At 43.6% G+C, this 14,725-nt stretch carries 11 protein-coding genes; 7 read left to right on the plus strand and 4 right to left on the minus strand.

Annotation, left to right across the window (positions count from 1 at the left end):
• Positions 1 to 59: 59 nt before the first annotated feature.
• On the minus strand, positions 60 to 860 hold the full coding sequence (locus Xvie_RS09640) for an AraC family transcriptional regulator (RefSeq protein WP_086109112.1): 801 nt from the start codon (positions 858 to 860) through the stop codon (positions 60 to 62).
• A 121-nt stretch (positions 861 to 981) separates the two neighbouring features.
• Between Xvie_RS09640 and Xvie_RS09645 the strand changes: the two genes are divergently transcribed.
• Complete coding sequence (locus Xvie_RS09645) at positions 982 to 2,187, plus strand: multidrug effflux MFS transporter (protein ID WP_086109137.1); 1,206 nt, start codon at positions 982 to 984, stop codon at positions 2,185 to 2,187.
• Positions 2,188 to 2,194: 7 nt separating this feature from the next.
• Here Xvie_RS09645 and Xvie_RS09650 read toward each other — a convergent pair whose 3' ends face one another.
• Together Xvie_RS09650 and Xvie_RS09655 are read right to left on the minus strand one after the other, a co-directional pair.
• Positions 2,195 to 2,938 carry a type 2 GTP cyclohydrolase I gene (locus Xvie_RS09650; RefSeq protein ID WP_086109113.1) on the minus strand — a complete coding sequence of 248 codons (744 nt, stop codon included), beginning with the start codon at positions 2,936 to 2,938 and terminating at the stop codon, positions 2,195 to 2,197.
• A 337-nt stretch (positions 2,939 to 3,275) separates the two neighbouring features.
• Positions 3,276 to 3,485, minus strand: a complete 210-nt coding sequence (locus Xvie_RS09655; RefSeq protein ID WP_086109114.1) for a YbfA family protein — start codon at positions 3,483 to 3,485, stop codon at positions 3,276 to 3,278.
• Positions 3,486 to 3,836: 351 nt separating this feature from the next.
• On the opposite strand from Xvie_RS09655, the gene kdpF reads away from it, so the two are divergent.
• From kdpF to kdpE, 6 genes are read left to right on the plus strand one after another with little or no spacing between them, the layout of a single operon-like run.
• Entirely contained in the window at positions 3,837 to 3,926 is a 90-nt protein-coding gene (gene kdpF / locus Xvie_RS25720) for a K(+)-transporting ATPase subunit F (protein WP_086109115.1), read from the plus strand.
• Positions 3,927 to 5,624, plus strand: a complete 1,698-nt coding sequence (gene kdpA, locus Xvie_RS09665) for a potassium-transporting ATPase subunit KdpA (protein WP_086109116.1) — start codon at positions 3,927 to 3,929, stop codon at positions 5,622 to 5,624.
• Between the two features lie 16 nt (positions 5,625 to 5,640).
• Complete coding sequence (gene kdpB, locus Xvie_RS09670; protein ID WP_086109117.1) at positions 5,641 to 7,704, plus strand: potassium-transporting ATPase subunit KdpB; 2,064 nt, start codon at positions 5,641 to 5,643, stop codon at positions 7,702 to 7,704.
• 13 nt (positions 7,705 to 7,717) lie between these two features.
• Positions 7,718 to 8,299, plus strand: coding sequence for a potassium-transporting ATPase subunit KdpC (kdpC, locus tag Xvie_RS09675; protein WP_086109118.1), 582 nt, complete (start codon positions 7,718 to 7,720; stop codon positions 8,297 to 8,299).
• A gap of 3 nt (positions 8,300 to 8,302) precedes the next feature.
• A complete protein-coding gene (kdpD, locus tag Xvie_RS09680; RefSeq protein WP_086109119.1) occupies positions 8,303 to 11,017 on the plus strand; it encodes a two-component system sensor histidine kinase KdpD in 2,715 nt (904 codons plus the stop codon).
• A 26-nt stretch (positions 11,018 to 11,043) separates the two neighbouring features.
• Positions 11,044 to 11,757: a two-component system response regulator KdpE gene (kdpE, locus tag Xvie_RS09685; protein WP_086109138.1), complete on the plus strand. Its 714-nt coding sequence runs from the start codon at positions 11,044 to 11,046 to the stop codon at positions 11,755 to 11,757.
• 46 nt (positions 11,758 to 11,803) lie between these two features.
• On the opposite strand, the gene pulA is transcribed toward kdpE, so the two are convergent.
• Positions 11,804 to 14,617 carry a pullulanase-type alpha-1,6-glucosidase gene (gene pulA / locus Xvie_RS09690; protein WP_086109120.1) on the minus strand — a complete coding sequence of 938 codons (2,814 nt, stop codon included), beginning with the start codon at positions 14,615 to 14,617 and terminating at the stop codon, positions 11,804 to 11,806.
• Positions 14,618 to 14,725: the final 108 nt, after the last annotated feature.

The following is a 14,725-nucleotide window of genomic DNA, read 5'->3' on the forward strand; positions in this document are numbered from 1 at the left end:
AGTAGTAGGAATTCAAGTGGTAGCTGTGTATTTACCTGATGAAGTACGCACAAATGCCTTTATCTCTCTGAACCCACCATATATTCCCTTGGCGGCCTCCCCATAGCTTTGCGGAAAAACGTCACAAACGCACTATCATTGGAAAAACCGAGTTCCTGCGCAACATAAGATAAAGTTTTATTCTGTGCCAACAGCTCTATTGCCTTTACCAATCGCCATTGCTGCCGCCATTGTTGGTAATTCATTCCTGTTTCACGCTGAAATATTCGGGTAATTGTTTTCTCACTCGCGCCAATATAAGTCGCTAGTATGTTCAACGATGGCGGCAATTGCTCAAATGACAAGTGCGCTAACCGCCGATCAAACGGTAACGGCAGTAAAGTCGGTTCCCTACGCGCCTCACGAATTTCATCAAAAAATACTGCCAGTAAATTTGCTTCTTTTCCCTGATACCAATCAGAGTCGAAAGAAGATATCGCTATACGCTCCAAAAGCACCTGTAACAATGGCGTAGCTTCCAACACTTCGCTTTGTGTCGGAATTAGCGTTATTCCAGAAGCATTCGCATAACGGGTATTCAAATAATGAATATCAAAATAAATAGAACGGTAGCCTACCGAACCACGCATTTCTGCCCGATGCTGTGTCTTTGGAGGTATCCATGCCACTCTGGTTGGTGGCAGAATAGAAATCTGATTTGCTAATGTGATTTTGATACAGCCCCGTTGGGTGAATAACAATTGCCCCATATCATGCTGATGAAAGCCTGAATCGTGTTGTCCCATCTCTGCTGCGATCCCTACCACAGGTACATTCAAACGATCAGGATCAAAATGATCGCTTTGTTGCAACCACGCCATTCTACTCCCCTAGACTCAATGTCCGATTAAATAAATAATTTGTCCTTATTATCATAAAAAGACAGCAGTCAGAATGCTAACCTTCCGAGCTATTACTCACTTATCATTAGAAGAAAAAATCATGCAAACTAAACCATCACTTTGGCTTGCTATTGCTTTGATGATGTTTCCGCAGATCGTAGAAACCATCTATAGCCCTGCATTAACCAACATCGCCAACGGGTTTTCTATCAGCTCAGAACAAGCCGCTCAAACACTATCACTCTACTTTTTTGCTTTTGCCCTCGGTGTTGTTGTATGGGGACGCATGTGTGACGTGATCGGCAGACGCCCGGCTATCATTGTTGGCTTATCACTCTATGGCCTAGCTTCCCTGCTGGCATTGTTAACACAACAATTCTGGTTATTACTCGTTGCCAGAATGCTGTCTGCTTTTGGCGCAGCAGTTGGCTCTGTCGGTACACAAACCATTATGCGTGATACTTACCGTGGAGAAGAATTGGCACATGTATTTTCCATCATGGGCATTGCCTTAGCTGCCAGCCCAGCCATTGGTATGCTCAGCGGCTCAACATTGAATTATTTTGCTGGATATAAAGCAGTCTTTGCTGGACTAGCCATTTTAGCGGTAATCCTGACCTGCTGGTCTATCGTTCGATTGCCAGAAACCCGGCCAATTGACGTAATAAAAGTGTCTTTATTCAGCACTGCAATCATAATGCTTAAAGATATTTCAATTTGGCGAAATGCGTTTTTGATCGCATTTTTCAACATTTGCTTATTCAGCTATTACCAATTAGCACCATTTCGCTTTGAACAATTTGGGTTGTCACAAGAAATATTTGGTTATACGGGCTTGTTAATGACTTTCGGCGTTGGATTAGGTTCTTTATTAAATAAATACCTATTAAAACAACGATGGATATCTGCCAAATTAGTCACTCTCGCCTCCTTGATAAATCTATTGAGTGGAATTGGTGTATACCTACTCGAAAATAGCTGGCTCTTTATTTTTCCGATGTTGGGAATAGTTATCGCTTATGGACTGGCTATCCCTAATATTCTGGCTTCTGTATTAACCAACTATTCAGATCGGCTGGGAACTGCCGGTGCTTTACTAGGATTATTTTACTATTTTCTACTGGGCTTTGGTTTGGCACTGGCAGGCTGGAGTCAAGCATTGAGCTGTGTACTGATCTGTTGTGGGATCAGCATGATTGTTTTGTCCCTTTTTCAAACATCCCTTTTTAAACATTCCTTTTCAAACAAAGATAAAAAGCCCCCAACTACCAAAATGGAAATAAAATCTGGGGGCTATGTAGATTAACCAAGCATTAAGCCGGATTAGGAATATCGATAAAAATTACATCCAACCCATAATTATTCGCCAACCATTCACCGAGCGCTTTGATACCATAGCGCTCGGTTGCGTGATGCCCTGCCGCAAAAAAATGCAGTCCCATTTCACGGGCAACATGAATAGTTTTTTCTGATACTTCTCCCGTCACAAAGGCATCAACACCAAATTCAGCTGCCTGTTCAATAAAACTTTGGCCACCACCTGTACACCATGCCAATGTGCGGATTTCTTCTGGTGCATTATCACCACAATGCAGCACTTTTCTCTCCAGATTTTTTTCAAGGCGTCCGGTCAATTCTGCTCGCGTAATAGGTTGATCAAAAACGCCATGAGGAAGAAAAGTATCAATCTCGCCTATAACCTTCACACCCATCTGACGCGCTAATTGGACATTATTACCCAAAGCAGGATGGGCATCTAACGGGAGATGATAACCATACAGGTTGATATCATTACAGAGTAGTGTTTGTAAGCGACGGCGTTTCATGCCACGAATAACAGGAGATTCATTCTTCCAAAAGTATCCATGATGAACGATGACAGCATCCGCCTCAAGGCGAACGGCTTCATCCAGTAATGCCTGACAAGCTGTCACGCCTGTAATCACCCGCTGAACATGGGAACGGCCTTCCACCTGTAATCCATTAGGAGCATAGTCTTGAAATTCACGGACTCTCAATTCCGTATTGAGCACATGTTCCAATTCAACATTGTTCATCACATTCCCCTTGTCATTTAGCCTTTTCTTCACCATAAAATACATACCTGCCGTGAATTAAGCCAATCCATCCACCAAATTGTCTATGCCTGTCATCTTCCAGGCCAGACTCTAAACAGATTGGATATTAAAGATCTTAGGTTATAAATGTACGTCTTAATTACATATAAAACAAAACACCTCGCTAGCATAGCAAGGTGTCAAAAACTATATTCAAGATAATAATTCAAGGTAATATATTCAAAATATTGTATTTGAAATATTCGTTCAGGCAGAGAAATCAAGAATGAAAACCTAAGGGGCAGAAAAGGCTATTAGGCTCCGTCATAATGCTGTTTTAGCGATTTCGAGTGCCTGAAGCCATTTCTGAACATTCCAGCCATACTGGTTTATCACTGGTTTTTATCCATACTTTATGAAGATAGCTATAAAAACGGGCCCGATCTCGACGAAATAGCATGACAGGCAGCGCAATGACGCCCAATGATATAGCGCCTATACGCCGCAAGAGAATCTGCTGCCAAGAGTATTCACGATATGTAGACATTGATACCCTCCTCATGGGCATAACCTGTAAGACGCATAAAATTTTACCTGATAAAGTGAAAATTTACTACTCATCAGACCACTTTTTTAGTGGCATAAATCACCTTTTTTTTCTGGTTGCGTAATTTTATTACAAAACCATACTTAAACAGAAACAAATCCAACAATTTCAAAACAAAAAATCAACCTGAGCATTGTTGCTACACTTGCCTTAATGATGATTTTTCGATGGGTTCCACAGCTTATTTATACTTTTTTTACACTTTAGGCAGTTCTTTTAACAACTTCTTTGTATGGTCATTCCTATGCTGTAACTGTCTATTTCTTAAAGCAATAAGCAAGGAGATAAACCATGAATATATACCTTGTCCTCGGCATTTTTCTAGTAACGCTATTACTGATCTATCTAATTTATGCGTTAATAAATGCGGAGGATTTTTAAATGGTAGCATCAGCTTTTTTACTGATTGCCAGCTTCCTGTTCATATTGTTTCTGTTGAGTAAGCCTCTTGGGAATTTAATCGCCAGACTTATCGAAGGTGACTTACCTCTCTGGTTAACAAAAACAGAAGTCATCCTATGGCGTTGTTGTGGCTTGCAAAAACCCGGCCATGATGTCAAAGAAATGAACTGGTGGCAGTATGCGCTTGCGATCCTCGCATTCAATATAACGGGGTTATTGCTACTATTTACCCTGCTGATCAACCAAGACCACTTGCCATTGAATCCACAACATTTTGCTGGCATGAAATGGGATCTGGCACTCAATACCGCAATCAGTTTTATCACGAATACCAATTGGCAAGCTTATAGTGGAGAAAATACTCTCAGTTATCTGAGCCAAATGACTGGACTGACTGTTCAGAATTTTCTGTCTGCAGCAACCGGAATTTCTGTAGCTTTTGCCTTGATGCGGGCTTTTTCTCGTCAAAACACGAAAACCGTGGGAAACGCATGGATCGATATCACACGTATTACTTTATATCTTTTACTTCCGCTTGCGGTCATCATTGCTCTATTCTTTGTCAGTCAAGGCGTTATCCAAAACTTTTCTCCCTATGCACTCATCCACACTCTGGAAGGGCAACAACAATTGATTCCCATGGGACCAGTTGCTTCTCAAGAGGCCATAAAACTTTTAGGCACTAATGGCGGTGGATTTTTTGGGGCAAACTCAGCCCACCCATTTGAAAACCCAACTGCACTCAGTAACTTCGTTCAGATTCTGACTATTTTCTTGATCCCCTGCGCATTATGTTTCGCATTCGGTCTGGTTGTTGGAGACAATCGCCAGGGATATTCCCTGCTCTGGGCGATGAGCATTGTTTTCATTATTGCCACCAGTATAGTGATGTATGCCGAAACCGCAGGTAATCCCCATCTCACATCCCCCGATATCAGCAACCACTTTAATATGGAAGGAAAGGAATCCCGCTTTGGTATCCTTGCTTCTTCCCTTTATAGCGTTGTAACGACCGCAGCTTCCTGTGGTGCCGTAAATGCCATGCATGATTCCTTTACCCCATTAGGTGGCATGATACCGCTCTGGTTGATGCAGATTGGTGAAGTCATATTCGGTGGGGTAGGCTCTGGTTTCTATGGCATGTTACTGTTCGTTCTGCTTGCTGTATTTATTGCAGGCTTGATGATTGGGCGGGCACCAGAATATTTAGGCAAAAAAATTGATGTCCATGACATGAAAATGGTCGCCCTGGCGATTTTAGTTACCCCATCTCTCGTTCTCTTAGGAAGCGCTCTGGCTATTTCAACCGACGCAGGTCGCAGCGTTATTGCAAATCCCGGCGCTCACGGCTTTACTGAAGTGCTTTATGCTTTTTCATCCACAGCCAACAACAACGGAAGTGCCTTTGCCGGATTAAATGCCAACAGTGTCTTTTATAACCTGCTATTAGGAGCAACTATGTTTCTTGGTCGCTTTGGTGTCATTCTATCTGTTCTGGCAATTGCTGGCTCCATGGTTAACAAAAAACGCCAATCTATTAGCAATGGCACCTTACCGACCTATGGTTCCCTCTTCATTGGATTATTAATTCTGGTCATTTTACTGATTGGTGCTCTCACGTTTATCCCTGCTCTGGCCCTTGGCCCTATCGCAGAACACCTACAACTTTGGCAGTGAGAGTGTGAGGTAAGACATGAAAAATAAACAACAAGTATTATTTGAACCAACTTTAATTCGCCATGCACTTATCGATTCGTTAAAAAAATGTCATCCAGCCCGGCAATGGCGTAACCCGGTCATGTTCGTTGTTTATGTGGGAAGTTGCCTGACCACTGCATTATGGATTGGCATATTAATGGGACAATTCACAGGCAATATACTATTTACCGGAGCTATTGCTCTCTGGTTATGGATTACCGTACTGTTTGCCAACTTTGCCGAAGCGCTGGCAGAAGGACGCAGCAAAGCTCAAGCATCCAGCCTGAAAAGCGTAAAAAGCACCAGTTGGGCAACCAAACTGGCATCCTCCAACCATGAGGCCGAAAAAGAAAAAGTCACTTCTGATACTTTGCGCAAAGGCGATATTGTGCTGGTAAAAGCAGGAGAAATCATTCCTTGTGATGGTGAAGTCCTTGAAGGAGGAGCTTCCGTTGATGAAAGCGCTATTACAGGAGAATCTGCACCAGTTATCCGCGAATCAGGAGGTGACTTTTCTTCTGTCACTGGAGGTACGCGAGTTTTATCAGATTGGCTAATCGTCGAATGCACTGTCAATCCGGGAGAAACTTTTTTAGACAGAATGATTTCAATGGTTGAAGGGGCCAAGCGGCGTAAAACGCCCAATGAAATAGCCCTCACCATTTTGCTTACTGCACTAACCATTATTTTCCTGCTGGTTTGTGTAAGCCTGCTGCCTTTTTCCTTGTTCAGTGTTCAAGCCAATCAATCTGGCGCTTCCATTACACTCACTGTATTGATTGCTTTACTGGTTTGCCTGATCCCCACCACCATTGGTGGATTATTGTCAGCCATTGGTGTTGCTGGTATGAGCCGTATGCTGGAAGCCAATATCATCGCCACCAGCGGGCGTGCTATTGAAGCTGCCGGAGATGTGGATGTCCTGCTACTCGATAAAACCGGCACTATCACACTAGGAAATCGTCAGGCATCTCAATTTTTGCCCGCCCCTGACGTAACAGAACGGCAGTTGGCTGATGCTGCCCAACTCTCTTCTCTTGCAGATGAAACACCTGAAGGGCGCAGTATCGTGATCCTTGCCAAACAACGTTTCAATATGCGTGAGCGAGATCTTCGAGAATTAAAAGCCACATTCGTTCCTTTCTCTGCCATGACACGCATGAGTGGGATCAATATCGGTAATCGCATGATCCGCAAAGGCGCTGTCGATGCTATTCGTCGCTATATTGAAGTCAACCACAGTCATTTTCCTGATGTTATTGACAAATTAGTACAACAAGTCGCGCATAAAGGGGGGACACCGTTGGTCGTTGCTGAAAACCAGCAGGTCTTGGGAGTTGTTGCCTTGAAAGATATTGTGAAGGGGGGGATTAAAGAACGCTTCAGTGAAATGCGCAAGATGGGGATCAAAACCGTCATGATCACGGGAGACAATCATCTAACTGCCGCTGCAATTGCAGCCGAAGCAGGCGTTGATGACTTTTTGGCAGAAGCCACTCCTGAAGCAAAACTCGCCCTGATCCGCCAATATCAGTCCGAAGGGCGTCTGGTTGCCATGACCGGTGATGGTACAAACGATGCACCGGCACTGGCACAAGCAGATGTTGCCGTTGCCATGAATTCAGGGACACAAGCGGCGAAAGAGGCAGGCAATATGGTTGACCTGGATTCCAATCCTACCAAGTTGATTGAGGTTGTACATATCGGCAAGCAGATGTTAATGACCCGCGGTGCTTTGACTACATTCAGCATTGCCAATGATATTGCTAAATATTTTGCCATCATTCCCGCTGCTTTTTCAGTTACATATCCACAACTGAATGCATTAAACATCATGCGCCTTCATTCTCCGGAATCAGCGGTGCTTTCTGCTGTTATCTTCAATGCGATAATCATAATTTTTCTACTGCCATTGGCGCTGAAAGGCGTCAGTTACCGCCCAATGAACGCATTACTGCTCTTGCGACGAAACCTATGGATATATGGCCTTAGTGGTTTGCTTGTGCCTTTTGCCGGCATCAAGCTCATTGATATGTTGCTTACTGCCTTAATTTTTTAACAGGTGATGAAAAATGAACTGGTTACGTTCCTCCATTGTTCTGTTGGTATTTCTTAGCTTAATCACAGGGATAGCCTATCCATTATTGGTAACGGGAATATCAGAGTTCTTATTTCCCCATCAAGCCAAAGGATCGCTAATCGAGCAGAACGGCAAATTCGTTGGCTCTGAATTAATTGGTCAAAATTTTACCAAATCTATCTATTTTCATGGGCGTCCTTCCATGACAGCTGGGAAACCATATAACGCTCTATCATCAGGAGGTAGCAATCTCGCTGTGATCAACCCCGAACTGAAAGACAAAATACACCAAAACATTATCCGAATAAGTTCATTTAATCATTTCCCAAAATATCCGATCCCGGTTGATTTAATTCTGGCATCCGGTAGTGGGCTCGATCCCCATATATCTCCTGAAGCAGCTGAATTTCAGGCTCAACGTGTGGCAGTGGCCCGTCACTTATCGCTTGAAGCCATTCATAAACTCATTCAGCAGCACATTCAATATCCCCTGCTGGAATATATGGGAAGACCTATAGTAAATGTATTGGAACTGAATCTGGCATTGGATAATCTAGACCCAAAAGGCAGATAAGATATGGAGCACAATGAACCACAACGCCCCGATCCTGATGACTTGCTGATACTAGCAAACGAAAAACCACGCGGTAAATTAAAAATATTTTTCGGTGCTTGTGCAGGTGTTGGCAAAACTTACTCCATGCTGCAAGAAGCTCAACGGTTGCTGGCACAAGGGTTAGATGTCATTGTCGGCATTGTTGAAACCCATGATCGACAAGAAACTGCGGCTCTGCTGAAAGGCTTGCCCCAACTACCCCCAAAATATTTCCGCTCTCGTCAGCGCAGGATGGCGGCATTTGATATTGATGCCGCCCTTGCCCGCCATCCAGCCATTATTTTGATGGACGAACTGGCATTCAGTAATCCTAAAGGTTGCCGCCATCCGAAACGCTGGCAAGATGTAGAAGAATTACTGGAAGCCGGTATTGATGTCCTGACTACTATCAACGTACAGCACTTAGAAAGTCTGAATGATGTTGTTGGTGGCATTACCGGTATTCGTGTTCGGGAAACGATTCCCGACCATATATTTGATCAGGCCGATGACGTTGTTCTGGTTGATTTACCTCCTGATGATCTGCGTCAGCGACTCAATGATGGCAAGGTTTATATTTCAAGTCAGGCTGAACGTGCCATTGAACATTTTTTCCGTAAAGGGAACCTGATCGCCCTGCGTGAATTGGCATTGCGTCGCACAGCAGATCGCGTGGATGATCAAATGCGTGCTTTTCGTGATACCCAAGGAAGAGAACCCGTATGGCATACGCGAGAGAATTTGTTGCTGTGTATTGGCTACAGCGCAGGCAATGAAAAACTGATTAGGAAAGCAGCTCGCTTGGCAGCTAAACTCAATTGTGTCTGGCATGCCGTTTACGTTGAAACGCCCAGGCTACACCAATTGCCAGAAAGCAAACGACACACTATTTTACAAGCCTTGAAACTGGCACAAGATCTGGGAGCTGAAACCGCAACCCTTTCCGATTCCCATGAAGAAAAAGCCATCCTGCACTATGCCAGAGAGCATAACCTGGGAAAAATCCTGATTGGTCGCTATCACAATTCACATTCCAATTTCTTTGGTTTTAAATGGTACCGCGATTTTGCAGAACGACTGGGAAAACTCGGCCCTGATTTAGATTTGATAATTGTTGCATTGGAAGATAAAAAACACGGGTACAAAGAGCCACAAGATAGCCGAACATTTAATGATAAATGGCGAACCCCGGTTCAGGGTTTTTTAATGGCCATTGCGCTCTGTGCCCTCATTACGCTTTTTTCTCGGGCTTTTTTACTAACCCTCGATAAAGCCAACCTGGTGACACTCTATCTGCTCGGTGTTGTCATCATCGCCCTGTTTTATGGTCGTTGGCCATCCGTTTTTGCTGCTTTCATCAATGTCATCTGTTTCGACATTTTCTTTGTCCAGCCACACTGGTCATTGGCAGTCAAAGATATGCAATATTTGCTCACACTGACCGTAATGTTGATTGTCGGGGCGGTTGTCGGAAATCTCACCGCAAGTATACGTTATCAGGCCAGAGTAGCCCGTTACCGCGAGCAACGAACACGGCATCTATATGAAATAACCCGTGAACTGAGTAAGGCTCTGAACGAAGAAGATATAGCCCGTATTAGCTATCACTTTCTATCCAACAGCTTTCAGGCAAAAACGGGGTTACTGCTGCCAGATAGCCATCATCACTTATATCAAGTGAAGACCAACAATGGTGGTCAGATGCAAATTGACGAAGCGATCGCCAAATGGTGTTTTGATAAAAAACAATCCGCCGGAGCAGGAACTGATACATTACCGGGAGTACCTTATCAATTATTGCCCATCGCCACGCCCTCGCAGGTGTTTGCCGTCCTCGCCATTGAATCCCCTAACCTGCGCCAATTACTGGTACCGGAACAACAACGGTTATTACAAACCTTTACAGGACTCATAGCCAACGCACTGGAACGTTTATACCTTACCCGCAGTGCAGAATCCGCTAAGTTAGAAACTGAACGGGAGCAACTGCGTAATTCATTGCTGGCAGCTCTATCCCACGATTTACGTACTCCATTAACCATACTATTTGGGCAATCAGAAATACTGTTGATGGATTTATCTATAGAAAACTCACCACATATTCAAAAGGTTAGCCAAATTCGCCAGCAAATCCTCAGTACTTCGCGACTGGTCAATAACCTGCTTGATATGGCTCGACTTCAATCAGGCGGCATTCAACTCAACCCCAAATGGCATTCACTGGAAGAAATTGTTGGTAGTGCCCTGCGTTCTCTGGAATACACTCTTAATCGCTACACAGTAGAACTTTCCTTGCCCAACGATTTATTACTGCATTGTGATGCCACGTTGCTGGAGCGTGTTTTTATCAATCTGCTCGAAAACGCTATTAAATACACTACTGAACAGACTCCCTTGGGCATACAAGCCACAATCGAGAAAAAAAACGCTCAAAAACAGTTGCATATTGAAGTCTGGGATGCGGGAACAGGAATCCTATCAGGGCAAGAAAAACTTATTTTTAATAAATTCTCCCGCGCCAGCAAAGAATCAGCCATATCCGGTGTCGGGCTAGGTTTGGCAATCTGCCGATCCATTATTGAAATCCACGGTGGAAAAATTTGGGCTGCTAACAATAAAAAAGGTGGAGCTAGTTTTCATTTTCTTCTACCGTTGGAAGATCCACCAAAAATTGAAAATATTCTCGAGGACATGTGAGCATCGTTAACGTGAATACAGCCAATATCAGTACGATCAAAGACAGTAAAATCTTAATTATTGAAGACGAAAAAGAGATCCGACGTTTTGTCCGGCTGGCATTGGAAGGTGAAAATTGGCAGATTTTTGAATGTGATACATTAAAACGAGGTTTAATTGAAGCCGCAACCCGTAAACCTGATTTATTGATCCTTGATCTGGGATTACCCGATGGTAACGGAATTGATTTGATCCGAGATATTCGCCAATGGAGCGATATTCCTATCATCGTACTGTCTGCCCGTGACAGTGAAAAAGATAAAGTTACGGCATTGGATTATGGTGCTGATGATTATCTCAGTAAACCTTTTGGCATCAACGAACTGATCGCCAGAGTTCGTGTTGCACTACGCCGCACATCCAAAGCTAATCAATCTGATCCCGTGATATATTTTTCAGATATCCAAGTAGATTTGATCAACCGTCGAGTTTTGAAAGGCCACGATGAGCTTCATTTAATACCAATTCATTTAACACCAATAGAATATCGTCTACTGACTGAATTGCTGGCTAACCGTGGCAAGGTGCTGACGCAACGCTATTTACTCAACCATGTCTGGGGGCCAAATTACGTCGAACATAGTCATTACCTGAGAATTTATATGGGACATCTGCGACAAAAACTAGAAACCGACCCCGCTCGTCCTAAGCATTTACTGACAGAAACAGGAATCGGTTATCGGTTTATGTCTGATGAGTAAATTAAATATCCCAGCTCAGGGTAATCAAACAGTTTGCCTGATTTCGCTATTTCCTGCGAACAGGCAAACCTGTTCCACGAATCCCTTCTTGTGGCAGAACCAATACGGCTACTGACCATGCAGGCATGGTTACCACGCCATTTTCTGTTATTTGAACCCCCGCAGCCAAAGATGCCTCACCCAATTCACGCTGAATATCATTTAATTTCAACCCATTGATATTAAGATCTTTGACAGTCACAGACCAAGGCGCAGCATTAATGACAACGACCAGACCATCAAACCGCCAATCACGATCACGCGAGGTCGTATTGCCATCATCAATCGTCATTACCAATAAACCCATTTGTTGATGGGGGCCAACATTCAAAAAATCAATACGTTGCCTGACAGCCGCGCCATCACCAAGAGTCATCAGTGGTGAAAATTGACGTAACCGCAATAGCTCCTGATAAAACGCCATCATCTGTAATAATTCATTTTGGCCTGGCTTTTCCACTCGATTTTTCACCCGATGAATCAATGGATAATTCTTGCCATCATTACCCCGTTCAGGCAGCCCCACATCATAATTATTGTCTTTATAACTATAACTAACACGATTAAACCAATCGCCAGCATCATAAGAATCACGGGTAAATGATTTTGAACGCAATAATTCTGAGCCATGTTGATCGAAAGCCAAGCCTTGCCCAAGAAATATCGTAGAAAGCGAGATCGCCTGCATACGAACCCTCGTCATCAGATCCGCCTCATGGGCCGCTTTGTAGCTGATAATGTCCCACAATGTTTGATTATCGTGCTTGGATACATAATTCAGCACCTCAATCGGATCTGATGCATAACCCGCAGCAGTACCTTTATAATCAATTTCTCTGCCTGTTTTCACTGCCCCGTTTTTATCTATCATGACAAAATCAGCCAAATTGCCAGCCATGCCAAGACGAACCAAATCCCATAAATGACGAACGTTATCCGCATCTAGTCTGGAAATTTCATTAGGCAATATTTCAGCACCATTACCTACCCCCTGATTACTGCGAATACTATCGGCTATATCAAATGGCCCTCCGCCACGCACCGCATCCCGTAGCCTGTCAGAGAAAGTACCAATGCCACTTCCTTTGAGATTTTTCTGTGAAGCAGTTTCAAATCGATCATCCTGCCCGGAATTCCATCCCTCCCCGAAAAAGTAGATCGATGGATTAATAGCCCGTACTTTCTCCAGTGCCGATATAATCTGTGCTTTGGGGTGATAACCCATTAAATCGAACCGAAACGCATCTATCTTATAATCTTTAACCCACGTAACTAGTGAATCTTCGATCAATTTGGCAAACATGCGACGTTCCGGCGCAGTGTCAGAACAACAAGTATTATTTTCAACCTTGCCTGTTATTTCATCCAAGCGGTGGTAATACCAAGGCACGATCTTATCCAACACCGACGTCCTAGATGTCGGGCCTGCAGCATTAGTATGGTTATAAGCAACATCCATGATCACATTCATGCCCAATTGCTGTTTAATGGCCTGTACCATGGCACGAAACTCTTTTATACGACCGGAGCCTTCTGGATTGGTAGCATAAGAACCTTCCGGCACTGAATAGTGAAACGGATCGTAACCCCAGTTATAAGAATCCGTTTTTGCCACCATCGTATTTAATTCTTGCACTTGAGGATTATTGATATTGTCATCACGCCGCAATTGCTGCAAAACCTCCCGCACGGTCAATGAACTATGACAATAATCCGCAAAACAGCTATTTTTCACCATCGGATTAATTTGGCACAAACGACTAAAAGAATCTTCAAGATCAGCCACTTGATGGCTAAATTCATTAACAGAAGCAATATCGAACACTGGCAGCAATTCCATATGAGTCATTCCCGCCTGACTCAATGACTTAAGATGCTTGAACATATCGCTGCTATTGTCAGTCAACGCCAGATACTTACCACGCCAGGCTTTTGGTATCGTATTGTCTGCAACGGAAAGATCGCGGATATGCGCTTCATAGATGGTCATGCGTGCAATATCCGTCGGTGTATTTTGTGAATGCGGCGCCAACAGATTATTCCAGTTTAGTGGCTTCAGGGATTCATCATCCAGATTGACGACCTGACTGTATTCCGAATTAGTAGACAGGCTGTAAGAATAAGGATCAGTAACCTCATAGCGTTCTACATTGCGGGATTGCGGATGGTAGACCTGTAAATCATAGCGATAATAAGTGCCAATCAACTCCTTGCTACCTTGCCATGACCAAGAACCACTCGCTGTATCACGTTGCATTGCATGATTGGCGATAGCCTGTTTATTTTGATCATAGATGACCAAACCAACCTTTTTTGCCGTGGGTGCCCACAACCGGAAAATCACATCCTTATTATTTATCCGCACCCCATATTCCAATTTATCCGCAGTGTCAGAAAAACGATCATCCAGCACACCAGCCGTTTGTACTTGGGTTGCCGACAGCAATATACCTTGCTCATTGGCCGACAAGACCACCAAGTCCCCAGTCAACAGTCGATCTATATCTGCATTTTCAGGCAAGCGGAAAGCCGCCCACTTTGCCAGATAAGGGAATTCTTTTGCTGTTTCCTGACTTAACGTCGTTGGGATGAGTGTCAGATAATTATCAGTGAAATAGCCTTGGTCATTGGCCTCCACTTTATTATTGTGATTGTAATATAGGCGAACAATAGGTTTATCTGCCCCACCTGACCATAATAACGTTTGTCTATCAACCCAGTGCGCGGAAGCTTGAGAAACGTCGGACTCAAAATCGGCAATTCCTGCACGACGGAGATAAATGTGTTGACTATCTGATATCTGATCTAAGCTATGTACCATCACTTTCTCCTGAGTTTTCAATAAATCAGTTTTGTTTGGGGCACAATGTGTAAGTAATAAAACCAGTAACCCACAGCATAAAATAAGGTAAATCTTTCTCCAAAAGTC

Origin of the sequence: Xenorhabdus vietnamensis (assembly GCF_002127535.1) — a bacterium.
Taxonomy (GTDB): domain Bacteria; phylum Pseudomonadota; class Gammaproteobacteria; order Enterobacterales; family Enterobacteriaceae; genus Xenorhabdus; species Xenorhabdus vietnamensis.

Excerpts from the sequence above, each read along its gene's own strand:
- Xvie_RS09640 (WP_086109112.1), bottom strand. The coding sequence starts at position 860 with ATGGCGTGGTTGCAACAAAGCGATCATTTTGATCCTGATCGTTTGAAT.
- Xvie_RS09645 (WP_086109137.1), top strand. The coding sequence starts at position 982 with ATGCAAACTAAACCATCACTTTGGCTTGCTATTGCTTTGATGATGTTT.
- Xvie_RS09650 (WP_086109113.1), bottom strand. The coding sequence starts at position 2,938 with ATGAACAATGTTGAATTGGAACATGTGCTCAATACGGAATTGAGAGTC.
- Xvie_RS09655 (WP_086109114.1), bottom strand. The coding sequence starts at position 3,485 with ATGTCTACATATCGTGAATACTCTTGGCAGCAGATTCTCTTGCGGCGT.
- kdpF (WP_086109115.1), top strand. The coding sequence starts at position 3,837 with ATGAATATATACCTTGTCCTCGGCATTTTTCTAGTAACGCTATTACTG.
- kdpA (WP_086109116.1), top strand. The coding sequence starts at position 3,927 with ATGGTAGCATCAGCTTTTTTACTGATTGCCAGCTTCCTGTTCATATTG.
- kdpB (WP_086109117.1), top strand. The coding sequence starts at position 5,641 with ATGAAAAATAAACAACAAGTATTATTTGAACCAACTTTAATTCGCCAT.
- kdpC (WP_086109118.1), top strand. The coding sequence starts at position 7,718 with ATGAACTGGTTACGTTCCTCCATTGTTCTGTTGGTATTTCTTAGCTTA.
- kdpD (WP_086109119.1), top strand. The coding sequence starts at position 8,303 with ATGGAGCACAATGAACCACAACGCCCCGATCCTGATGACTTGCTGATA.
- pulA (WP_086109120.1), bottom strand. The coding sequence starts at position 14,617 with ATGGTACATAGCTTAGATCAGATATCAGATAGTCAACACATTTATCTC.